Source organism: Lactobacillus sp. LL6, from assembly GCF_007570935.1.
Classification (GTDB): Bacteria; Bacillota; Bacilli; order Lactobacillales; family Lactobacillaceae; genus Lactobacillus.
In genome coordinates this window covers 619,183-642,061 of sequence record NZ_VLLR01000001.1, presented here as the reverse complement: position 1 = coordinate 642,061, position 22,879 = coordinate 619,183, and the positions used below count along the sequence as shown (strand labels likewise).

Below are 22,879 nucleotides of genomic sequence, written 5' to 3'. Positions count from 1 at the left end.
TTAAACTTATCTATTTTGACTTGGGTGAAAATAATGAAAACGGCAAACTGGGTAATAACTCTCATCGCCGCCAATTTGTACTTGTTCACCTTCGTAAACAGGCACACCATTATTAATTCGCAAATTCATTGTAGCCTTATGACCACAATAATGACAAATAGTTTTCATCTCTTCAATTTTATCAGCATAAATCAATAAATTTTCACTGCCTTCAAAAAGATGATTTTGAAAATCATTTTTGAGTCCAAAAGCCATAACTGGAATTTTTAGCTCATCTACAATTTTAGCGCATTCTAAGACATGATGCTTTTTTAAAAATTGTGCTTCATCAATTAGTACACAAGCAATTTTTCCATTTCCAGCTGCCATATCTTTTTCACTATTACTTTTTACATATTCAAAGATATTCATTTCATCGCTTACTGGAGTTGCTTGACGATGAAGACCAATTCTAGAAGCTACTGTTCCTACGCCACTGCGATTATCAAGGCCACTTGTTAAAAGTGCAATCTTTCGTCCTTGCGCTTCGTAGTTATGAGCTACTTTTAAAATTTCAATTGTTTTACCGCTACTCATTGAACCATATCGAAAAAATAATTGCGCCATGTATTTTTCTCCCTTTTATAAAAATATCCGCTCTCTAGTATATAAGAATTTTCATTTTTGTGCAGTGGTCAACGTTAAAAATATCGTTTTCTTGCATTTAATATGGTAATATAAAAACTAGTTTTAAAGTGAGGGATTATCAAAAATGAGTTTTAAATCAGGTATTGCAAAAGTTGCCGGAAAATCCTCATATTGGTTCTTACACAACGTTTTAAAAGGTGGAACCAGTTTTCCAGGAAAACTTGCAATGAAAATCGACCCAGAAGTATTAAATACATTGGCTAATGGCTACGAAACAATTATCGTAACTGGAACTAATGGTAAAACTATGACAACTGCTTTGATTGTTGAAGCTTTAAAGAAAAAATATGGGGATATTTTAACTAACCCATCCGGCTCTAACATGCAACAAGGAATTGTAACTGCTTTTTTAGCACATAAAAATAAAAAGGTTAGTCGCAAGATTGCAGTTTTAGAAGTTGATGAAGCAAATGTTAAAATGGTTACTAAATTGCTTCATCCAAGTGCATTTGTTTTAACTAATATCTTCCGTGATCAAATGGATAGGTATGGAGAAATTTATACAACCTATGAAAAAATCGTGAACGGCATAAAATTAGAGCCTAAAGCCAAAGTTATTGCGAATGGCGATGCCAGCATTTTTTCATCAGTAAAATTACCAAATCCTAAAGTATTTTATGGTTTTAAATTACCAAACGATAAGGCAGAAAATGACTTTAAAGCACCTGTAAATACGGATGGCGTTCTATGTCCTGAATGTGACCATGTACTTCATTATCACGAACGTATTTATGCTAACTTAGGTGACTTCTTCTGTCCTAACTGCGGTTATCATAGACCAGACCTTACTTATACCGTCAACAAAATCATTGATCAAACTCCTAATAGTCTAAAATTCCAAATGGGAAATAAAGATTATTCTATTGGTATAGGTGGTACTTACAATATTTATAATGCTTTAGCTGCTTATTCAGTTGCTCGAGAGTTTGGTTTAAGCGATGAAGAGGTTGCTGAAAGTTTTGCCGAAAATAAACGTATTTTTGGACGTCAGGAATTAATTAAATATGCCAATAAAGATATTGATCTTATCTTAGTGAAAAATCCTGTTGGCCTTGATGAAGTGCTTCATATGCTTAACACTGAACAAGATAACTATTCATTAATTACTCTATTGAACGCCAATCATGCAGATGGAATTGATACTTCTTGGATTTGGGATGCCGATTTCGAAGGATTGGACAAGAGTAAAATCAAGAAAATTTTAGTTGGAGGTCAACGCTGGCACGACATGGGCTTTAGACTTGAAATTGCTGGTTTTGATCCTGGAATGATGGTCACAAGTCCTGATAATGATAGCTTGATTGAAGAAATCAGTAAATTACCAACTAAAAAAGTTTATATTCTATCAACTTATACTGCTATGCTAGCCCTTAGAAAAACAATGGCTGAAAAGAAAATTATTAAAGCTGGTATGTAAAATAATGGTTCAAGTTTTCGTACTTGAACCATTTTAATTTTCTAAAAAATAAAAATTAATTAAACTTCATGAATATTACTCAATTTTTTCAATAACCTTCTATACTAGTACTATTAATAGAGAAAGGATTTCACACATTATGAAAAAACATAAATTTCTTTCGCTACTTTTAGTTCTTATATTGATTATCACTTGTTGCATGTTTTATGCAATAAAAATTGAACCGCATCGCTTAACAGTTGACCATACTTCACTTAATCAAAACAATGGTAGTCGTCCACTAAAAATTGTTCAGTTCTCTGATGTGCATGTTAAAAGTAATTTTACCTATCATGATTTAGATAAAATTGTTAAAAAAATTAATGACCAAAATCCTGATGTTGTTATCTACAGTGGTGACTTATATGATCATTATGACAAATATAATGATGACCAACATGTAATTGAAGAACTTAAAAAGATAAAAGCAAACTATGTAAAACTAGCCGTATTCGGAAATCATGATCGTAGTTTTCCAGCCCAATATCAAAATATTATAAATTCAAGCGGTTTTACTTTATTGCAAAATCAAAATTATTACCTTACTACCAAAAATGGTTCTAAAGTATTATTTACTGGACTTGATGATTGGATTTTAGGTAATAGTTATATTCCTGCCAATAATAATATTTCAAATATAAAATATAAAATTTTGCTTAGTCACGAACCCGAACAAGTACTGAACTATATTGGCTTCAATTATGATATTGCTCTTACAGGCCATAGTCATGGAGGACAAATTAATATTCCCGGTATCAATTATGAAATCCTCCATAGAACTCATCACTCTACAAAATATGTTAATGGAATTTATTCATTACCAAATTCCAATATTAAAAAAATGTACGTTAATTCAGGAATTGGCACAACTCAACTTAATGCTCGTTTTGGTGTTATTCCAAAAATCAGTGTTTTTTATCTATACTTATGACTCTCTAATTAGAGAGTTATATTTTTTTAGAAGATTTTCCCTTTTCACCCAAATTTTTAAAAAGCCACATTCAACCAGAGAAACAAAAAAGCCACATTCAACCAGAGAAACAAAAAAGCCACATTCAACCAGAGAAACAAAAAAGCCTTTAGCATTAATGCTTTAAAAGCATTTAATGCTAAAGACTTGCTAAAAAATTGAGATATTGGGGCTCGAACCCAAACATCCAGGAACCAGAATCCTGTGCCTTACCAATTTGGCTATATCTCAATAAATCACCCGTACGAGAATTGAACTCATAACTCCACCTTGAGAGGGTGGCGTCTTAACCATTTGACCAACGGGCGAATCAACAATAAATATTATTGACTTTTATTATAAAAAAGTCAAGTTGTTTTATTAAGAAAAAAGCATTATTCTTTATTTATTATGATTGATTATTCTACAACACAACATTTAATTGAATCAATGGTTTCAGAAAGAATTGTACCTGGTGTGAACTATGCTTTTATCAAAAAAAGTCAAGTTTTCACTTCAACCATTGGTTTTGCCAGTATTTATCCTGAAGTAACTCAGCTAAGTCCATTTGCTGAATACGATTTAGCCAGTTTAACCAAAGTATTGGCAACTGAAAATATTTTATTAAAATTATATGATCAAGGTAAACTGAATTTTAGTGAACCGGTCTCGAAGTTTATTCCTGAATTTAAAAATTCTCAAGTTCGTTTATTTCACTTACTTACTCATACCAGTGGTATTCGAGGATGGATTGAAAACCGTGATAATTTAAATCATGACGAGCTTTTAGATGCGTTAGTAAATTTACCAGTTACTGATGAATTCAGAACTAAAATGCGCTATGCAGATACTAACTTCATCTTACTAGGTTTAGTTATTAAAAGTATTTTCAATAAACCGGTTCAAGAAGTAGCAATGGATGAAATATTTGAACCTATGGGACTTTCTCATACATCTTTTTGGCCTGAGCCCCAATTTTGTGTACCTACAGCTTTAGTTAATGGAAAAATACTTCAAGGTATCCCACATGATCCTAAAGCCAGACAGCTTGGAAGTGATTGCGGTTCTGCGGGATTATTTTCTACAATGGAAGATTTAATCCACATCAGTCAAGGATATTTAGGATTAAATCAAAATATTTTACCTTATAGCCAAAACGTAGTTGAACAATTATTTGATAACAAAAATCCACGAACTGTAAAGCCGCGTTCATGGGGATGGGATTTACGCTTTGACCCTAAATATAATTATCCAATAATTTTACATACTGGCTTTACCGGGACTTTAATTATTCTTGATAGAATTAAAAAATCAGGTCTAGTACTTTTAACAAATCGTGTTCATCCCACAAGTCATAATTTAATCTTTTTAGCTATGCGAGAAAAGATTATCCAAAGCTTTTTAAAGGAAAACTCCAAATAAAGAAAAAGGCGACTGGTGTTCAGTCGCCTTTTTAATCTCACTTATTTTCAATCATTCACTATAATTATAGTCTATTTTTTAGTTTTTGTCTTGATTTTTTCTAATCTAAAGAGTCTTAAGTAGCATCCTAAAATTATTAGACCTAATATACTTGTAAAGCAAAATGCCATTTGACTTCCTTTAGCAGTCAAAACCGCATATGATGCCCCACCTTTATTTTGAGAAATAGCAATAATTGATGCCAAAATAGCAGTTCCAATAGATCCTGCTAATTGTTGGCTAGTTTGACATACAGCCGTAGCATCTGCACGTAAGTTACCTTGTTGAAGCTTTAGCGATTCAGCTAAAGTATTACTGAAAGCCATTCTGTGACCTAACATTAAAATCCCATAGATTATCATTATCATCATAACAGTTAAATCTAATCCATAAATAGCAAATAAAATACTACTGATTGTCATTAAGCCTCCTCCTAAATAAAGAGGCAATCTTGCTCCCATGTTATCATATAATTTTCCAAAATATGGATTAAGTAAACCAGCAATAATACTTCCTGGTAATAAAATTAGCCCTCCAACAAGTGAGCTTTGGTGACTAACAATTTGAACATAGTTTGGCAAAACAAAACTAGTTCCGATATTAATGAATTGCAAAAGAAAATATGCGAGAGCCCCATAAATAAAAGCTTTTTGCTTGAAAACAGCTAAATCTAATAATTTTTTAGTAGATTTTTTGGAAAGTTTAGCAAAAGTATAAAATAATATTCCTGCTAATAATAACAACCCCCACAATTTCCAATTAGCTAATCCATGACTAATTTGGTTAATACCAATTGTTAAACTCACAAAAGCCCCAGATAAAATAATAAAATTCAACCAGTCAAAGCCATTATCTTTTTGTTCATGATATTTTCCAACTACAAATATTCCCATAATAAATACCATAGCTGCAAAAATTACTACAATTATAAAAATCCAGCGCCAATTCATATAATAAGTTACAGCGCCTCCAAAAGCTGGACCCAGAGTGGGGGCCATCGCAATTACTAATCCGGCAATTCCCATATAAACGCCCCATTTAGCTCTAGGCATTATTTCAGTAATCATATTAAACATTAATGGCGTACTTAATCCTGCTCCAAGAGCTGATACCAGACGCCCCAACAGTAAAATTACAAAATTAGGTGCAACTGCGCTAATTAAACTCCCAATGATAAAACCAATACATGCTACAGAAAATTGCTGTTTAGCGGTAAATCTTTCATTCAAATAAGACGAAGTAATCATAACAATTGCAATCATTAATAAATAGCCCGTAGTCGTCCATTGAATTGTATCTAAACTTACCTTAAATTGTTTCATCATCGTTGGAAAAGTAACATTCAAACTAGTTTCTGTCAAAATTCCCACAAAAGACATAAAAGCTGCAGCTAAAACTGCAAGTACATTTTTACTACTCGTTTCTTTATTCACAAACACATTCCCTTTCAATGAAAAAGAGTAGAAGCAAAAAGCTTCTACTCTTTCTTTAGCTAAAATTAGCTTATTTCTGCTGTATAATCATCTGTTAACCATCAATTATACTAAGTAGATTATTTATTATTAAAGACGCTTAGTTAAGTCGTCATGCAAGTCTTCATAGCCTGGCTTGTTAAGAAGACCAAACATATTGCGCTTGTAAGCTTCAACACCTGGTTGGTTGAATGGGTTAATACCATTCAAGTAACCTGAAATAGCAATTGCTAATTCGAAGAAGTAAATCATGTAGCCCAAAGTATGAGCGGTTTGATCTGGAATGTTAATAGTCATTACAGGAACACCACCATCAGTGTGAGCTAAAACAACACCTTCATAAGCGCGGTCATTTACGTAATTTAAGCTCTTACCTTCTAAGAAGTTAAGACCATCAAGGTTTTCTTTGTCGCCTGGAATCTTAACATCATGGCGTGGCTTTTCTACACGAATAACAGTTTCAAAGATGTTACGAAGACCTTCTTGAATGTATTGACCAAGTGAGTGCAAGTCAGTAGTAAAGTTAGCACTTGATGGATAAATACCCTTTTGGTCTTTACCTTCTGATTCACCCATTAATTGCTTGCACCATTCAGCAAACATTCTAAGGCTTGGTTCATAGTTTTCAACAATTTCAGTTGTGTAACCCTTGCGGTAAAGAATGTTACGAATTGCTGCGTATTGGTATGGAGTAGGTTTTGATAAATCAGTGTCAGTGTAGTCTGCACGAGCGTCAGCTGCACCCTTCATTAATTCATCAATATCAGCACCACTTGCAGCAATTGGAAGCAAACCAACAGCTGTAAGAACACTGTAACGACCACCAACATCATCTGGAACTACAAATTCTTCGTAGCCTTCTGCATCAGCTTCAGTCTTAAGTGCACCCTTCTTACGGTCAGTAGTTGCGTAAATACGCTTAGCAGCTTCTTCCTTACCATATTTTTCAATAAGCTTAGCTTTAAAAATACGGAATGCTACTGATGGTTCAGTAGTTGTACCTGACTTAGAAATAACATTGATACTAAAGTCCTTATCACCAAGCCATTCAATTAAGTCGTAAAGGTATGAACCTGAAAGTGAATTACCGCAGAATACTACAGTTGGGTAATCGCTCTTTTCCTTACCGTAAAAGTTACTGTTCAAAAATTCAATTGCAGCTTGTGCACCAAGGTATGAACCACCAATACCGATACAAATCAATACTTCTGAATCGCTTTGAATCTTCTTAGCAGCTTTCTTAATGCGTGCAAATTCATCTTTGTCATAATCAACTGGCAAGTTAAGCCAACCAAGAAAATCACTACCAGCACCAGTACCATCGCGGAGTTCAGTGTTAGCAGCATTTACCATAGCTTGCATTTCGCTCAATTCGTTTTTGTGAACAAATGGAGCTAATTTACTACTATCAAAATTAATTAAACTCATAAATCTGCTTCCTAACTAGATAAAATATTTATTTCACAAGACCTATTTTAGCAATTTTGTTACATAAATACCAGTCTTATTATAATTTAAAAATTCCGCCTAATTCTTTTAAACATCATAAAGAAACCGTAACCAATTATACAACCACAAGTATTAAAAAATACATCATCAATATCGCTAACTCCTGTTGCTAAAAAGAATTGCATAACTTCAATACAAATCGAAAACAGCATCCCTAACAAAGTTACTCTCCAAAAAGTTTGCTTTTTTGAAAAAACTATCGGCGCCAAAAAACCAATCGGTACGAAACATAAAACATTTCCAAATGAATTATAAATAAAATCTACCCTACTTTGCGCATAAATTAATTTCCATGTCTCTTCCATAAATGTCAAATTTATGTCGCTAAGCGGTCTTTTTAAATGCAGTTGAATTTGCCACGGAAAATATGTATCCCTAAATGTTGTCAGCATTAAAACTAAAATAATATAAAATGCAAAAATCCAAACAGTAGCTTCAGATTTTATCGATCTCCTTCTACGAACACAAAGTAGCCAAATCAAACGAATTACAGCAAAAATCAAAAAATAAAAAACAGTTTTATCTAATGCAACTAGTGATAACTTTATCAACGGAAAATGATTTATTCTAGTTGCATACAGTTTAACTAATAAATTATACAGCGGTCCAAAAAATACCATAATAAATCCCTTAAATTTTTAATGTCTAATTTAAATTATACTCAATTTTGATCAAAAATTATTAAAAAACTACTAACTCTCACTAAAAGATTGTCTATTTTTTTTATAACCATTAAAATGAAGAAGTTAATAAGGAGAAATTATGAAAAAAACACTACTCAATTTCATTCAAACCCGTACTGGATTTTTTACGTTACTGGTAGTTTTATTTTGGATCAAATATATTTTTGCGGCCTATGTTGATTTTAATTTAGGTCTTAGCGATCCCTACCAACATATAATCATGTGGACAAGTCCAATCGGCACAGCAATCTTATTGATTGGTATCGGTTTTTACTTTCCTCGTCCACTAGTATCATACATTGCAATGTTGGTAATGGACTTTTTAAATACGGTCCTTTTATTTGCAAATATTTTATACTATCGGCAATTTTCTGACTTCATTACAATGAAGACCATCACCAATGCCGGAAAAGTTGCTCCCGGTTTAGGTAAAAGTGCAGTTAGTTTACTTCATCCTAGTGATATTTTCATTTGGTTAGATTTAATTATTATCATTGCTTTATTGATTACTAAAAAAATTAAAATTGATCCAAAGTCTTATGGTCTTTCAACACCATTTGCCATCACTTCATTTGGAGCATTTATGCTAACTTTAAATATGTTTTTGGCCGAATCATCAAGACCACGTTTATTAAGAAATACTTTTGATCGTTCTTATATTGTTAAGTATCTTGGTTTAGATACTTATACGGTATACGACGGCATTAAAAATGCTCAAACAGTACAAGTAAACAAGAATGCCAACTCATCAGATCTTAATAAAATAATCAACTATACCAAAAAACACCATGCTTTAGCTGGAACAACCTTTGGAAAAGAAAAAGGAAAGAATGTAGTTATTATTCACCTTGAAAGTTTCCAGCAATTTTTGATTAATTTAAAAATTAACGGCACAGAAGTTACTCCATTTTTAAATTCTATTTATAAAAATCCTCATACCATTAGCTTTAAAAACTTTTATCACCAAGTAGGACTTGGGCGTACAAGTGATGCAGAAACCATGCTTGAAACAGGTAGTTATGGAATTTCAGATGGGTCACTTTTTACTTCTCTAGGCTCTGAAAACACATTTCAAGCAGCCCCTCAAATTTTACGTCAAGATGGTTATACTTCAGCAGTTTTTCACGGAAATGTCGGAACTTTTTGGAATCGTAATGAAGTTTACAAAAATTTTGGTTATAACTATTTCTTTGACCAAAATTATTTCAGTAACAAAACTAACGATAAAATTGGTTACGGTTTAAAAGATAAATTACTTTTTTCTGAAAGTGTTAAATATTTAGAACAAATGCAACAGCCATTTTATGCTAAATATATTACTGTTACTAATCACATTCCTTTTTCAATGGATAAAGAGGATTTAGACCCTAAGTTCAAGACAACTAATACTAGAGACGAAACCATTAATAACTACTTCGAAACTGCGCATTATTTAGACCAAGCCGTTCGCGAGTTTTTCAATTATTTAAAAGCTTCTGGACTATACAAAAATACCATGATTGTAATTTATGGAGATCATTATGGTTTATCAAATAGTGAAAATGAAACTTTAGCACCGATTATTGGTGAAAGTTCAGATACTTGGAATAGTTTCAATAATGTACAAATGCAACGTGTTCCGTTTATGATTCATGCTGCTAATCTCAAAGGTGAAATCAAAGATAAGGTTGGGGGTGAAATTGACGTTTTACCTACATTACTCCACTTACTAGGTATTAAAAATAAAAATTATATTCAATTTGGTAGTGATATGCTTTCCCCTAAATATAAAGATTGGATAGTCTTTAGAAATGGAACAATTGTAAGTGGCAAATATGTCATTATCGGTGGTAAAGGAATTAAGGGGGTAGTTTATGACCGAAAGAGCGGAAAACAAATCATCAACTTTACTTCACAAGAAAAGCGTGAAATCACCTCTTTAGCAAAAGAAGCCAAACAATCATTAAAATATTCTGACTTATTGAATAATCATAACTTACTTAGATTCTATACTCCAATTGGTTTTAAACCGGTTGATCCAGCTCAATTTGATTACTTAACAAATTATGAACAGATGATAGAATTAAGACAAAAATTAAAAGAAAAATCAACTTCACTTTACTCTCAACATCATGGCTCAACTACTAGTTTATATAAAACTGATGCAGCAGAATTACGTGGACGTCAAAAAGAAATTACCGAAGTTCCTGATACTGTTAAAAACAACAGCCTTACTAATAAGTCAACCTCTCAAAAAGAAACTCAAACTAAAAATAAATAAAAAATCAAGCAAAAAAGCTGACATTTTGTCAGCTTTTTTAATCTATAAAAAATCATATATTATTATTTTTCTCATAACCGTTATCATAAATAATCACAGTAAAAGTAGCGCCTTTATTCGGTTGAGATTCTACAGAAATTTCTCCTCCATGCTGTTTAACAAGTGAATATACAATTGCTAATCCTAACCCAGACTCACCAGTTCCTAAACGAGCTCTGGAAGGATCCGCTTTAAAGAAACGCTCAAAGATATATTTCATTTGTTCTTTACTCATTCCAATTCCATTATCTTTTACTTGAATTTGGACTGCATGGTCAATTCTGCGTCCTAAAAGCGTTATTTTACCATCATGTGTAAACTGAATCGCATTCTGAGTTAAGTTAACTACAATTTGAGTGAAGCGATCTCTATCCGCATAAATTGGCAAATTTTCAGGACATTCAACAATTAATTTATCATTTGCCTTTTTAGCATTTTGTTGCAGCTGCGTTTGCACATCATGCAATACATCTGCCGCATTAAACTCACTCTTATACAGAGAAACTTGATTGCTACGAATTTTTTCGTAATCTAAGTTTTCATTAACTAGCCTAATGAGTCTCTTAGTTTCATGCTTCATTAAAGAAATCGACTGTGGCTTGGATTCTTCAGGGATTGCATCATATTGTAATCCTTCAAGAATCCCATTGATAGTGGTCAAAGGGGTCCTCATTTCATGAGCAACATCTGCCATAAATTGGTCGCGTCGTTTTTCTTGAGCTTTAATTTCTTCATTAGATTCTTTTAGAGCTTTAACCATTTGATTAAAGTTTCCAGCTAATTGGTCAATTTCATCACTATTTTTATGTTCAAGATGAACATCAAAGTCTCCTGCTTCAACTTTTTTAGTGGCTCTTGATAAACGCTTAATTTTAGCTGTTGAATAATACGAAATAATTAAACTTAATACCAATCCTACAACTAAAGTCACAATTAAAGCGTTCATCAAATTGTGCTTTGCCATCATAATGGGTCTTTCAACATTTTTTACTCTTGATCCTAGCCAAATAACACCAACTAGTTTTTTACCATTCATCCACGGCATTAATACGCCTGTATAAGCATCTTTAGTCTTACCAATATAAGAACGACCAACATTATTGTTTTTGATTCGAATTTCTTGTCCCTTTTTCAAAGTGGCAAAAACTTTTTTAGATAATTTTACTTGATTAGGCACTTTAGGATAAATTTGCTCATTTTGACCATTAAAAATCCTAAATTGCATATCATCTCCTTGCAAAACAAATTGCAATTGAGTTAAAAAATTATCGCTTAAAACAGCTTCTCCATTTCTTCCTTCATTAATTGCAAGCTGTCCCAAAGAATCTGCATAATTTTCCATACGGTGATAATTTTGCGAATAAGCTTGATTTTTAGCATAATCAATTTCCGCATAGCCAATAATTGAAATAGTAGTAATTATTATTATCAAAAATCCGAGCATGTGTTGATAGATTAACTTCATTATTCAACCTTAGAATCATCAAATTTATATCCTACACCCCAAACAGTTTGAATAACTTGAGGACCAACTTTTTCTAATTTTTGACGCAGTTTTTTAATATGAGCATCAACCGTTCGCTCTTCACCATAATATTCATAACCCCACACAAGTTCTAATAACTGTTCTCGTGAAAAAACTTGTTTAGGTTTTTGTGCTAAAGTAAACAGTAAATCAAATTCTTTTGGTGTTAAATTTCTAACTGGTTGACCATCAAAACTAACTTCACGTCTAGCAGTTGAAATCATTAGATGCTCTGTCTTGATATCATAATCTTGTATATTTTCGCTTTCATCACCTTTAGAATCATCCATCATTACTCGACGATGAAGAGCCTTGATACGTGCAATTAAAGCCAAAGGACTAAAGGGCTTTGTCACATAATCATCCGCTCCTACGCCTAAACCCAACACTTGATCAGATTCACTTCCACGCGCTGTAAGCATAATAATTGGGACAGTAGGAGAAATAGCCCTAACTTCTTTAGCAACTTGAATACCATCTTTTTTAGGCAAATTAAGATCCAGCGTAATTAAATCATAACTAGCTGGATCTTGTTCAAATTTATTGACAGCTTCTTCACCATCAACCGCAATAACTTGCTCCCAACCTTCTTTTTTGAAAAACATCCCCATCATTTCTGCAACAGACTTGTCATCTTCAACCATTAAAATTTTTAAATTCATATTCAATCCTTAAATCCTTTTGTTCTTGTTTTCTTAATTTTATCAGGATCGACATAATCTCTTGGAAGCTGACCACGTTTTTGCAAAAACAATTTCAAACTTTTTTCAGTCCAAACAATTGGAAACAAAATAAACAAATAAAAAGTTAGCAGCCATAAAAGAAAGTAGCGATCCCAATTCAAAAAATGAATTATCATACCTAATACTACCTGAATTGTACCGAATAGTAAAAGCCAATAGCTAGCAATTTTTTGAGCATATTTAAAGCTCTCCGAATTTACCTGGGCTAGATATGATAGATAACCATATAGACGATTAGGCTTTTTTGCAGGACTTATCAACCAAATAAATCCTACTACCATCATTACACTGCCACACGCGATATATATCATCAAGGGCCACTTCCTTTTTGAAAATTTTATTCTTGCTCTTCATCTGGAGCAGACATAACAATTCTCATTTTACCAGTGAAAGTGAAATTCTTCATCTCATTTGGAATAATTAAATTATCTCCTAACTTTAAATTCCATTTTTGACCATTAGATTCAATAGTTCCTTTACCATCAATTACTGAAACTAATAAATAAGGATGATTATTGAGACTGGTTTGCCAAGTTCCATCTAAATCAATTTGCCACAAATAAAAATGTGGTGAAACTGGTGGCTCAACTAATGTCTTAATTTCCGCATCTTGTACTTTTTCAGTATGAATATCTAATTTAGGATCTTGATGCGGAACTGTTGTTACATCAATCGACTTTTGAGTATGGAGTTCTCGCTTTTTTCCTGTTTTTTTATCAACTCTATCATAATCATAAAGACGATAAGTAACATCGCTTGATTGTTGAGTTTCAATAACTAAACTACCTTTAGTCAAAGCATGGATAGTTCCTGCTGGTACATAGAAGAAGGCTCCTTTTTTTATTGGAACTTTGCGAAGTAACTTATCCCATTCACCTTTTTTTATCATTTCCGTAAGTTCTGCTTTGCTTTTTGCATGATGACCATAAATCAAATATGCACCGGGATCTGCTTGTAACACATACCAGCTCTCAGTTTTACCAGAATCATTTTCTACTTTATTAGCATAGTCATCATCTGGGTGAACTTGAACAGATAAATTATCATTAGCATCCAAGAATTTAACAAGCAATGGAAACTCTTTTGACTTAGGATTGCCAAATAATTCTGGATGTTCATGATAAACTTCTCTTAAGCTCTTTCCCTTAAGTGGCCCTGAAGTTACCGTTGAAGCATCATCTTTATAGCCAGAAATAATCCACGCTTCTCCAACTTTTCCTTCTGGAATATCATAATGAAAAATTGTATCTAATTTACGACCGCCCCAAATTTTTGGTCTAAAATATGGCGTTAAAAAAATTGGTTCCATTTAAAATCACCTCACATAAAGTATATACTTTTTCGGCAAATAAATGAAACCACTTTCTTTATTTTTATAAATTTTTTTGAAACTTTTTAATACCACTAATTAGTCGGCTTATTCCATCCTCAACAAGCTTCATTGGACAAGCTAAGTTTATTCTAATAAAACTAGAACCATTCCCACGATAAATATTACCGGCTGAAACTATTAGTCCAGTTTCTTGTTTAAGATATTGAACTAACTTTTGACTATCACTAGTAATTTTACTTATATCCAACCACATCAAATAAGTTGCAGTTGAAGGAATGATATATACTTCAGGTATTTTAGCATTAATTTCTTCTCCAGCATAAGCAAAATTTTTTTGCAATTGTAACTTCAACTCCATTAACCACTCATGTCCTTTTTCATATGCAGCAATCGTTGCTGGAATAGCTAAAAGATTTGGTTCAGCAATCTCATCGCTATTTAGTCCTCGATTGACTACATTGCGAAGATTATCGCCCGGAATAATTGCAGTAGCTGAATGAAGAGCTGCCACATTAAAAGTTTTACTTGGTGAAACTAAAGAAATCACATTATTTTGAGCTTTGCCCTCTACACTATAAGCTGGAGTATAGTCGATTCCTTCTCTGACTAAGTCGCCATGAATTTCATCTGATAACAATACAACATGATTCTTATAGCATAACTCAGCAATTTTTTGTACTTCATTTTTCGTCCAAACTTTTCCAATTGGATTATGTGGATTACAAAAAATCATCAACGTTGTCAATGGATTGGCTAATTTTTCTTCTAAATCCTCCCAATTAATTTGATATTCTTTTCCATTAAAAATAAGATCATTGGATAAAACATGACGACCATTATTTTCAATTGAATTATAAAAAATATTATAAACAGGCTCTTGAACGAGTACATTATCACCAGTGTGTGCAACTCTGCGAACAATTGAAGATATCGCTGGCACAACTCCAGTTGTAAAAATCATCCAATCTTTTTTAGCATCTTGACCATGTTCTTGTTTTTGCCAATTAATTACAGCTTTAAAATAATCATCTCCTGGCCATTCATAACCAAAAGCTCCAAGCTGGATTTTCTTTTCCATTGCCTTGACAATTTCTGGTGCTACCTTAAAATCCATATCGGCAATCCACATTGGAAGCTGACCTGGTTTTACATTCCATTTAATTGAATCAATATTGCGTCTATCTGGCACAGTTTCAAAATCATACTTCATATTTTGCCTTCTTTGCTTTTTGATTTGTATCTGACTCTTCAGTTCTTATTTCTACCGTATCACAATTTATTATAGTTTTGTTTGGATCAATCTTAGTTGGATCCATAATTAATTGAGTAATTTTAGGTACAGTGATATTTCCAGAAATTGGATTTTTTATACTATCAATCTTAGTAGTAATCTCGGCATTAATATCAGAAACATATTCAAAAACTAAATTTGAATTAATTAATTTACAATCCTTCATTTCTAGATGTTCAATATAATTAAGTCCCTGTTTACTTTGAATAATACAATTAACTAATTTTAAATTCTTAGTATTCCATGCTAAATATTCACCATCAAGAGTTGAATCATAAATTACTACATTTTCACAATTCCAAAACGCATCTTTAGAAACAAAATTTGAATTGTGAACTTCAATATTTTTGCCACCATCAAAGCAGTAATTTCCAATAATTGAAACATTATCTAAATAAATATTTTCACTATCTTTACCAAAATAATCACCATTAATTTGTGAATTTCTAATTTTTATATCTTTGCATGTCCACATGGTTTCTTCAGCATTTGAAAAATGAACATTATCTAAACTTATATTTTCACAGCGTCTAAACAGTTTAGGAGCCTGTAAAGCTGAATCTTTAATTGAAATATTTTTTGTGTACCAGATACCGCTACGCGACATTGTTTCAAAAACTGTATTTCTAACTTTTATATTTTCATCGTACCATAGAGGATATTTCCATTTAAATACTGAGTTTTCAATATTAATATTTTTCACTTCTTTAAGCGGAGATTCCCCTTTGCCAAATATTATTTCATTAAGATTTGCATCTTTTAATCCATATAAAATTCTTTCGCCTTCGAAAAATTCATCTTCATAATTTCGCATAAAAAACTCCTCACTAAATCTATAATCACATTTAGTATAGGAGTTTTATACATTAACATCTAATATTTATACTTGATTTTAATAAATAACTTTTAGTTATATTAGAAATCAACACTTTTCTATTATTATATTACCTCCTTTTTTGTCCATTTTTTAAAAACCAGATTTAACCAGAGAAACAAAAAAGCCTTTAGTACCAACACTTTCAAAGCATTAAATACTAAAGACTTTTATAAAAATGGAGATGAGGGGAATTGAACCCCTGTCCAAACGCATCTCGTCACTGACCTCTACGATCATAGTTATATTATTTGAACTTCACTAATTCACAACGCCATATAACAGGGCTAATATGAATTAGCTAACCTGTTAAGACTCTTTCTAACTATTCAGGTGAGGTAGTTAAACGTAACTCGCTAATGTTGATACCAATAGTTAATCACGAGTAAACCAACTAAAGGCAACACAGGCGCCTAATTAGGCAGCTACTGCGTAAGAATTACTGTTTTTTGCAGTTAAATTTATAAGTGACGTTTTTACGTAGACGTGACCTACGAATCGCAGTCAATGCGAGTCTACGCCTGTCGAATCCCAAAACATCCCCTTGAGATGTTTTTATTATAGCATAGACTACATGAAATGCGAAGCAATTTGCTTATTTATTCTAAATGAGCCAATCTTACAACGTCACGTTCAATCATTAATTCTTCATTGGTTGGAACAATCATTACACGAATCTTAGAATCTGGTTTAGTTATTGTCTTTTCACCATTAGTTTCATTTTCTTCAAGATCAGGAACTACTCCAAATATACCCAATTGTTCCATCACCATTTTACGGATGTGTTGATCATGTTCACCAATACCTGCAGTAAAAATAATTGCATCAGCACCATTCATTTCAGTAATGTAAGCACCGATATAGCGAACAACACGATTAACAAAAATTTCACGTGCTAAAATTGCACGCTTATCTTTATTCTTTTCTAAATCACGCATATCAGGTGAAATTCCAGAAATACCCAAAAGTCCTGACTTATTATTCAAAATACTGATCATATCATCAATAGAAATATTCTCTTTATCCATTACAAATCTTAAAAGTGATGGATCAACATCTCCTGAACGTGTACTCATAGTAATTCCGGCAAGTGGACTAAAGCCCATTGAAGTATCGTATGATTTACCATTCTTTACAGCTGTAATTGAAGCACCGGAACCCAAATGACATACAATAAGATTCAAGTCTTCTAGTTTTTTATCTAATAATTCTGCAGTTCTTTCCGAAACATAACGAACAGAAGTACCATGAGCACCATATTTACGAGTACGATATTTTTCATACCATTCATAAGGTACAGAGTACATGTAATGAACAGGGTCTAAAGTTTGATGGAATGATGTGTCAAATACTCCTACTTCAGGTACTCCTGGCAACAACTTCATAAAGGCTTCTATTCCTTTTCCTTCAGCAGGATTATGAAGTGGGGCATAATCAGTTAAATCAAATATTTTTTGTAAATTATCTTTATTGATAATCGCAGAATCTTTAAAATATTCGCCACCTGCAACAATACGGTGACCGACACCTACAATTTCATTGAGATTCTTAACAACATCATATTTTTTCAAAGCTTCTAATAATAAACTAACAGCTTTTTCTTGGTTTGGAATTGCTACTTTTTCAACATGCTTCTCACCATTTGCTAACTTTATTTCAAATGATGAACCATCAAGTCCAACACGATCAGCTATTCCTTCAGCTAATACTTTTTCATCAGGTAGTGAAAAGATTTTATATTTAAATGATGAGCTACCTGAATTAATTGCTAAAACTTTATCCATAAGACAAAATCCTCCACATAAATTGTTGATTGTTTCTAACAAACTAATGAATAGTTTTAGTATACCACTCGTTTAGCTTATCATTAAAGTTTACAAGCGCATCTTGGCCGTTCAAAGATTCTAATTTAGTAAGCAAAACCTCACTGCTGGTAGCGTTTTCACCATGATTCTGAAATACTAAAATAGATTTTTGATTAAATTTATTTTGGAACATCTTATCTGGTAATTCAACAATAGCTTTTAGATAAACTTTCTTAGTAAGCCACGGCATAAAGTCAGCACCAACTTTTCCTGATAGGATTGATTTAGGAACTACCAAAAATGCGTACCCAGCTGGCTTTAAATTCTTGATAATTTGTTCAATCAAGAGTAAATGAGCAAAAGAATGTCCTTTTTCTGCCTTTGTAGCAAAGTTTTTAGCATTTTCATCAACTGGATAATATCCAATTGGCAAATCACTAACCACTGCATCGGGACTTGGAACCATCCAAGGAGTTAATGCATCCTGACAAAAAAGTTCAATATTAATATTATTTAAATGAGCAGCAACATCAGCTAAATTCAACATTTCTTCATCATTATCAATACCAATCAATTTATAATGATCCTTAGAATGATTTTCAGATTTTAATTGATTAATAACCGCATAAAGTAAATTACCTGTTCCCATAGCTGGATCAACAATTTCCAGCTCTTTATCTGTAGGCAATAATTTTTGCATAATTAGTGCAATTAAAGTAGAAATTATAGGAGGTGTTGGCATTTGATTAGCATCTCTATTATCATCATTGATTGCCTTTAAAGTTAAATAAGTAAATACTTGAACTTTAACTTTTTGAGGAAGATGATCATAATCTAACTTCTCATACATCTTACTTAGCTTAGCAACTGTTTCTTTATCTGGAGCACCCATTTCAACTTTGATTTTTCCATTTTCTAGATTGTCAAAAGTTTCAACCAAGGCCTCTGCAAAGGAAACATTTAAACTTTCTTGTAAAGTTTGCACACAAGCTAAAAACTGATTAAATATTTTTTCAAATTTTTCAATATTTTCCATAATTCACCCTTCTTTTTATCTTACTTACAATTTTAAAGAAAGGTGAGAAATGGTGCAAGAAATATCAATCTGAGATTAGATAATCAATAATCATAATATTGTTTTCCATACTATCATGAAATATTTGTCTATATACTGCTAAAAACAATAAGCACGTTGTTAATACTAATACGCTACTTAGAAGAGCGCTTGCTTTGAGAGTTTTTATTTTTTCGAGTCGTATTTTCACTCTGAGATTTATTTTCTTCATCTTTTTTACTTTTTTCTTTTGGTCTAGGATCAAGTTTAAAATACAATTCAGATTTTCTTTTATCTTTTTCAATTACAGTGATTTTTATTTGTCCATCTTTAGTAGAAAACGATGCTGCTTGTACATTTAATAAAAGTGGCATATGACCGCCCTCATCAGTAGTTGAACGAATCATATGCTTATATTTTTCTAAAATATACGTTTTTTCAATCTTCTTTTTTCCGCTTCCTTTTACTTTAACAAGTTTTGATTTAAAAGAATTTGAAGAATCAGCCAGTGCATATACAACCCCACTATCTTCATGTAAAAAGCGATTAAATTGAACATAAGCAAAAGCAATATCATCAGTACGATGGCTAGATTTATTTACAGTTTTCAAATTTGTTAATAAATTCTGAAGAATTAATATTACTAACATTGAAATAAAAATTGAAAAAATAGTTTCAGCTAAAGTAAATCCTTTACTTTTCAATTTTATAAACTTCTTTTTCTTGTGAATCATAAACATGATTATTTCCTGTCATTTTATAAATCCTATCATGAACCATGACTTCTTTTAAATTATTCTCTTTCATTACATGCCATGCATACGCTCTATCAGTTTTTAATTCTAAAACTCGTTCAGTTTTGTGCATCCCACTTAACGTAATTGCCATCACAATTACTCCTAAGATAGCAATTGTTAAACCTATTAAACTTTCAGCTATCAAAAAACCCTTTTGTTTACTCATCAATCGCCCTTCCCCACATCATTTGTAATTTTAATTTTTTATTATCTTTGCCATTTGAAAAGGTAATTGTTCTAGGAGCTACTGCACCTTTACTAGATATTTGAAAATTAGTCGGATTTGTAAGTTTTATTTTTTTATTAATTATCACTTTTTTGGAATATTTTCTTCCCTTAAACTGTAAATATGACGAATCAGGCAAATACATTACACTTATTGATTCATGTTGAACTGTACTAATTCTAGCCGCTTGTTCAATTGCAGTCTTAACTTGTTTTTCAGTATTTACCAATAGCAATTGATTTTCATAGCTTTCCATTTTCAAACTTCCTATAAAAATTAATAAACATGAAACTGCAAGTGTAATAACGCTTTCTAAAACTGTAAATGCACTTAAACTATTTCGCTGCATCTTTAGCTACAACTGTACCATCTTGGTTAAAATCGTATTTTTGCGATTTTTTCAATTGATCTTTAGTCAAATAACCCTCTTTTTCCATAGCTTCAAAAGAAACGGATTTATTATCATCTAATTTTTTCTCATCTCGGTATAACTCTACTTGCGTTTGTAAAGTCGATTTAAATGCATCTGAAGTTCTATTTTCTGCATTTCCTTTTTGTTTCATCAAATTAGGTGCAATAATCAATACTAAAAGTACAATAATTGCAATAACTACTACCATTTCAATCAAGGTAAAACCTTGTTGATTGCGATTTTTAGCTAAAATATTTAATAAATATTTTTTCATTTTATTCTTCATTTCTATCTCCTATATTCCTTGCATCATTGTATACATCGGCAGAAGTAACTTCATATACATTGCAACAATACAAATTCCTATTAAAACAAAACATACTGGTTGAACATTAACTACTAGTTTTTCAATTTTTGCAGTTAATTCACTAAATAAGCTTCTTCCTAAAATCAGACAACGACTACTTAAGCTTTTTCTTTTGGAGCCTGTTTTTAGCAATATCAATAATGTATCCGGTAAAAACTCTTCTTTTTCAATTATTTCATTTAAGTTTTCACCATTAGCTAACTTTCGACCAATCTTTTCGCCTAAGACTTGTTGAAGTGAGCCTTTAGTTTGTTGAGAAGCATATTCACACATCTTTTGCAGTGAGAAACCACTTGCTAAAAGCATTCCAATATCGTATACCAAAAGATAATTAACATAAATTCTAATCGTTGAACCTAAAATGGGTACATGACATAGCTTTTTCAAAGCTTGATAATCTTGCTTTGCTAATAAATTTAAAATTCTTGAAAAATAATAGATAAATACCAAAGCAAAAAGAATCAATCCGATTAATAAAACATCTCCCATGTGCTCACCAGAATCAGAAAATTGAGCTGAAATAAACGTTTGCATAAATGCCAAAAGTAATACCATCATAATTGCTAAAACAAATGGATAAGAAAGTTCAGCTTTTAATTTTTTTATTTGCTCATTTTTCAATCTTGTTAAAGTAGCTAATTGATCTAAACATTCTACTAAATTTCCTTGCTGCATTGCCAAATTAATCTGTGTTACTGTAGTTTTTGAAAAACCTAATTTCAAAAGCTGCTGAGAAAATTTAGCACCACTTTTCATAGCATAATTTAGATCTTCCATCATTTGCTTTCTTTTAGGCCATAAAACTGGCATTAACTCAATACTATTATTAAGAGAAAAACCATTTGATAAACTATGTTTTAAATAATCTAAAAACTCTAGCTGTTCATCGCTTTTTAAGTTATCCCTCTTGGTAGAAACTATACGTTTCATCGTTAATTTGTCCTCCTTTCTTCAAAGTATTCAAATTATTTTGCCAGTCTACAAAGTTTGACCGAATTTGACTATTAATCGCTTCTTTTAAACTTTCTCCACTAGCAATATCAAGTAGACAAGCCACATTAGACTTAGTTGGTAACAAACGCTGATATGAAATAGCTGTTAAACAATTTGCCAGTTCGTCTTTACGAATACCTAGTCCTTCTAATCTAGAAATGGTTTGAAAAGTACTTTGAGCATGAACAGTTGCAAACACTAAATGGCCACTAAGAGCAGCATCTAGAGCTACACGAGCAGTATTTGCATCTCGTATTTCTCCAATTATTAAAATATCTGGACGATGGCGCAGGGCCGCTTTAAGTAAATCAAGATATTCTATTCCCGCTTCACTATTAACTTGTGACTGCAAAAAAGAACTTTCATGAATTTCAACGGGATCTTCAATCGTCATTACTACTTTTTTATTTTGGCTAACTTTTTTAGCTAATTCATACATAGTAGTAGTTTTACCAGATCCAGTAGGACCACTAGTTATAATTAAGCCTCGCTTTTTTGATAAGCTTTCTAGTAGTTTAATTTGTTCAGTAAAAAAGTAATTGCTATTTTCAATTTGATAAATTATTCTCACTACTAAAGATTCTTTATCAGCAAAATCTCCTAAGCTAGATAATCTTAAATAGTATTTTTGTTCTTGATAATCATACTCAATTGCTCCAACTTGCGGACGTTGATGTTCGGAAATATCCATTTGAGCAGCATATTTAAAAAAATTAATAATTTCAATTCCTTGTTTTTGATTATATTTAGTCAAACTTTCAATTCCTGAACTTAATCGTAAGTTAACTTGTACATTTTCTTCTTTAATCAAAAAGAAAATGTCACTTGCTTTTTTAGCAATTGCTTCTTCAAGTAATTTATCAACTATCTGCTTTGTTTCCATAAAAAAAGTCCCCTTTCTTGACTGCTCAATATTAATTACGTCAAAAAAGAGGATTTTATT

The 22,879-nt window shown here is 31.9% G+C and carries 22 protein-coding genes, 2 tRNA genes and 1 other RNA gene; 4 read left to right on the top strand and 21 right to left on the bottom strand.

All coding sequences use genetic code 11. The features are described 5' to 3' along the window. Positions 1-6: 6 nt before the first annotated feature. Positions 7-606: a thymidine kinase gene (locus FOD82_RS03265; protein ID WP_144355061.1), complete on the bottom strand. Its 600-nt coding sequence runs from the start codon at positions 604-606 to the stop codon at positions 7-9. A gap of 145 nt (positions 607-751) precedes the next feature. Here FOD82_RS03265 and FOD82_RS03260 point away from each other — a divergent pair, with 145 nt between their 5' ends. Both FOD82_RS03260 and FOD82_RS03255 read left to right on the top strand, forming a co-directional pair. Then, a complete protein-coding gene (locus FOD82_RS03260) occupies positions 752-2,104 on the top strand; it encodes a Mur ligase family protein (RefSeq protein WP_144355060.1) in 1,353 nt (450 codons plus the stop codon). A gap of 139 nt (positions 2,105-2,243) precedes the next feature. Further along, positions 2,244-3,074, top strand: coding sequence for a metallophosphoesterase (locus FOD82_RS03255; RefSeq protein WP_144355059.1), 831 nt, complete (start codon positions 2,244-2,246; stop codon positions 3,072-3,074). 197 nt (positions 3,075-3,271) lie between these two features. On the opposite strand, the gene FOD82_RS03250 is transcribed toward FOD82_RS03255, so the two are convergent. Both FOD82_RS03250 and FOD82_RS03245 read right to left on the bottom strand, forming a co-directional pair. Continuing rightward, a tRNA-Gln gene (locus FOD82_RS03250) sits at positions 3,272-3,344 on the bottom strand. A 5-nt stretch (positions 3,345-3,349) separates the two neighbouring features. After that, positions 3,350-3,421 (bottom strand) — tRNA-Glu (locus FOD82_RS03245). Between the two features lie 82 nt (positions 3,422-3,503). Between FOD82_RS03245 and FOD82_RS03240 the strand changes: the two genes are divergently transcribed. Then, the gene (locus FOD82_RS03240; RefSeq protein ID WP_144355058.1) at positions 3,504-4,514 is read left to right on the top strand and encodes a serine hydrolase domain-containing protein; all 1,011 of its coding nucleotides are present in this window, start codon (positions 3,504-3,506) and stop codon (positions 4,512-4,514) included. A gap of 71 nt (positions 4,515-4,585) precedes the next feature. Here FOD82_RS03240 and FOD82_RS03235 read toward each other — a convergent pair whose 3' ends face one another. The 3 genes from FOD82_RS03235 to FOD82_RS03225 form a co-directional block, all read right to left on the bottom strand. After that, a complete protein-coding gene (locus tag FOD82_RS03235; protein ID WP_144356010.1) occupies positions 4,586-5,932 on the bottom strand; it encodes an MFS transporter in 1,347 nt (448 codons plus the stop codon). Positions 5,933-6,115: 183 nt separating this feature from the next. Then, positions 6,116-7,453 carry a glucose-6-phosphate isomerase gene (locus tag FOD82_RS03230; RefSeq protein WP_144355057.1) on the bottom strand — a complete coding sequence of 446 codons (1,338 nt, stop codon included), beginning with the start codon at positions 7,451-7,453 and terminating at the stop codon, positions 6,116-6,118. 86 nt (positions 7,454-7,539) lie between these two features. Continuing rightward, positions 7,540-8,154, bottom strand: a complete 615-nt coding sequence (locus tag FOD82_RS03225) for a VanZ family protein (protein ID WP_144355056.1) — start codon at positions 8,152-8,154, stop codon at positions 7,540-7,542. Positions 8,155-8,296: 142 nt separating this feature from the next. Between FOD82_RS03225 and FOD82_RS03220 the strand changes: the two genes are divergently transcribed. Continuing rightward, on the top strand, positions 8,297-10,477 hold the full coding sequence (locus FOD82_RS03220) for an LTA synthase family protein (RefSeq protein WP_186277707.1): 2,181 nt from the start codon (positions 8,297-8,299) through the stop codon (positions 10,475-10,477). Positions 10,478-10,529: 52 nt separating this feature from the next. Here the strand turns inward: FOD82_RS03220 and FOD82_RS03215 are convergent, their stop codons facing one another. The 15 genes from FOD82_RS03215 to comGA form a co-directional block, all read right to left on the bottom strand. Then, positions 10,530-11,981, bottom strand: a complete 1,452-nt coding sequence (locus tag FOD82_RS03215) for a HAMP domain-containing sensor histidine kinase (protein WP_144355054.1) — start codon at positions 11,979-11,981, stop codon at positions 10,530-10,532. Next, on the bottom strand, positions 11,981-12,703 hold the full coding sequence (locus tag FOD82_RS03210; protein WP_144355053.1) for a response regulator transcription factor: 723 nt from the start codon (positions 12,701-12,703) through the stop codon (positions 11,981-11,983). The genes FOD82_RS03215 and FOD82_RS03210 overlap by 1 nt, the downstream gene beginning before the upstream one ends. A 2-nt stretch (positions 12,704-12,705) precedes the next feature. Then, the gene (locus FOD82_RS03205; RefSeq protein WP_144356009.1) at positions 12,706-13,095 is read right to left on the bottom strand and encodes an SdpI family protein; all 390 of its coding nucleotides are present in this window, start codon (positions 13,093-13,095) and stop codon (positions 12,706-12,708) included. A gap of 26 nt (positions 13,096-13,121) precedes the next feature. Further along, the gene (gene manA / locus FOD82_RS03200) at positions 13,122-14,093 is read right to left on the bottom strand and encodes a mannose-6-phosphate isomerase, class I (protein ID WP_144355052.1); all 972 of its coding nucleotides are present in this window, start codon (positions 14,091-14,093) and stop codon (positions 13,122-13,124) included. Between the two features lie 64 nt (positions 14,094-14,157). Further along, the gene (locus tag FOD82_RS03195) at positions 14,158-15,327 is read right to left on the bottom strand and encodes a MalY/PatB family protein (RefSeq protein ID WP_144355051.1); all 1,170 of its coding nucleotides are present in this window, start codon (positions 15,325-15,327) and stop codon (positions 14,158-14,160) included. Further along, positions 15,317-16,222, bottom strand: a complete 906-nt coding sequence (locus FOD82_RS03190) for a DUF3737 family protein (protein WP_144355050.1) — start codon at positions 16,220-16,222, stop codon at positions 15,317-15,319. Before FOD82_RS03190 ends, FOD82_RS03195 begins: the two co-directional genes overlap by 11 nt. A gap of 236 nt (positions 16,223-16,458) precedes the next feature. Next, positions 16,459-16,826, bottom strand: a transfer-messenger RNA (tmRNA) gene (ssrA, locus tag FOD82_RS03185). Between the two features lie 55 nt (positions 16,827-16,881). Continuing rightward, positions 16,882-18,066, bottom strand: a complete 1,185-nt coding sequence (locus FOD82_RS03180) for an acetate kinase (RefSeq protein ID WP_144355049.1) — start codon at positions 18,064-18,066, stop codon at positions 16,882-16,884. Between the two features lie 43 nt (positions 18,067-18,109). Continuing rightward, entirely contained in the window at positions 18,110-19,114 is a 1,005-nt protein-coding gene (locus FOD82_RS03175; RefSeq protein ID WP_144356008.1) for a class I SAM-dependent methyltransferase, read from the bottom strand. A 182-nt stretch (positions 19,115-19,296) separates the two neighbouring features. Next, entirely contained in the window at positions 19,297-19,845 is a 549-nt protein-coding gene (gene comGF, locus FOD82_RS03165) for a competence type IV pilus minor pilin ComGF (RefSeq protein WP_186277706.1), read from the bottom strand. Then, a complete protein-coding gene (locus FOD82_RS03160) occupies positions 19,835-20,104 on the bottom strand; it encodes a hypothetical protein (protein WP_144355046.1) in 270 nt (89 codons plus the stop codon). Before FOD82_RS03160 ends, comGF begins: the two co-directional genes overlap by 11 nt. Further along, entirely contained in the window at positions 20,097-20,420 is a 324-nt protein-coding gene (locus FOD82_RS03155) for a Prepilin-type cleavage/methylation protein (protein ID WP_242450193.1), read from the bottom strand. The genes FOD82_RS03160 and FOD82_RS03155 overlap by 8 nt, the downstream gene beginning before the upstream one ends. A 79-nt stretch (positions 20,421-20,499) precedes the next feature. Then, complete coding sequence (gene comGC, locus FOD82_RS03150) at positions 20,500-20,862, bottom strand: competence type IV pilus major pilin ComGC (RefSeq protein ID WP_144355044.1); 363 nt, start codon at positions 20,860-20,862, stop codon at positions 20,500-20,502. Positions 20,863-20,871: 9 nt separating this feature from the next. Next, positions 20,872-21,873, bottom strand: coding sequence for a type II secretion system F family protein (locus tag FOD82_RS03145; RefSeq protein ID WP_144355043.1), 1,002 nt, complete (start codon positions 21,871-21,873; stop codon positions 20,872-20,874). After that, positions 21,842-22,819, bottom strand: coding sequence for a competence type IV pilus ATPase ComGA (comGA, locus tag FOD82_RS03140; protein ID WP_144355042.1), 978 nt, complete (start codon positions 22,817-22,819; stop codon positions 21,842-21,844). The genes FOD82_RS03145 and comGA overlap by 32 nt, the downstream gene beginning before the upstream one ends. Between the last annotated feature and the right edge of the window lie 60 nt (positions 22,820-22,879).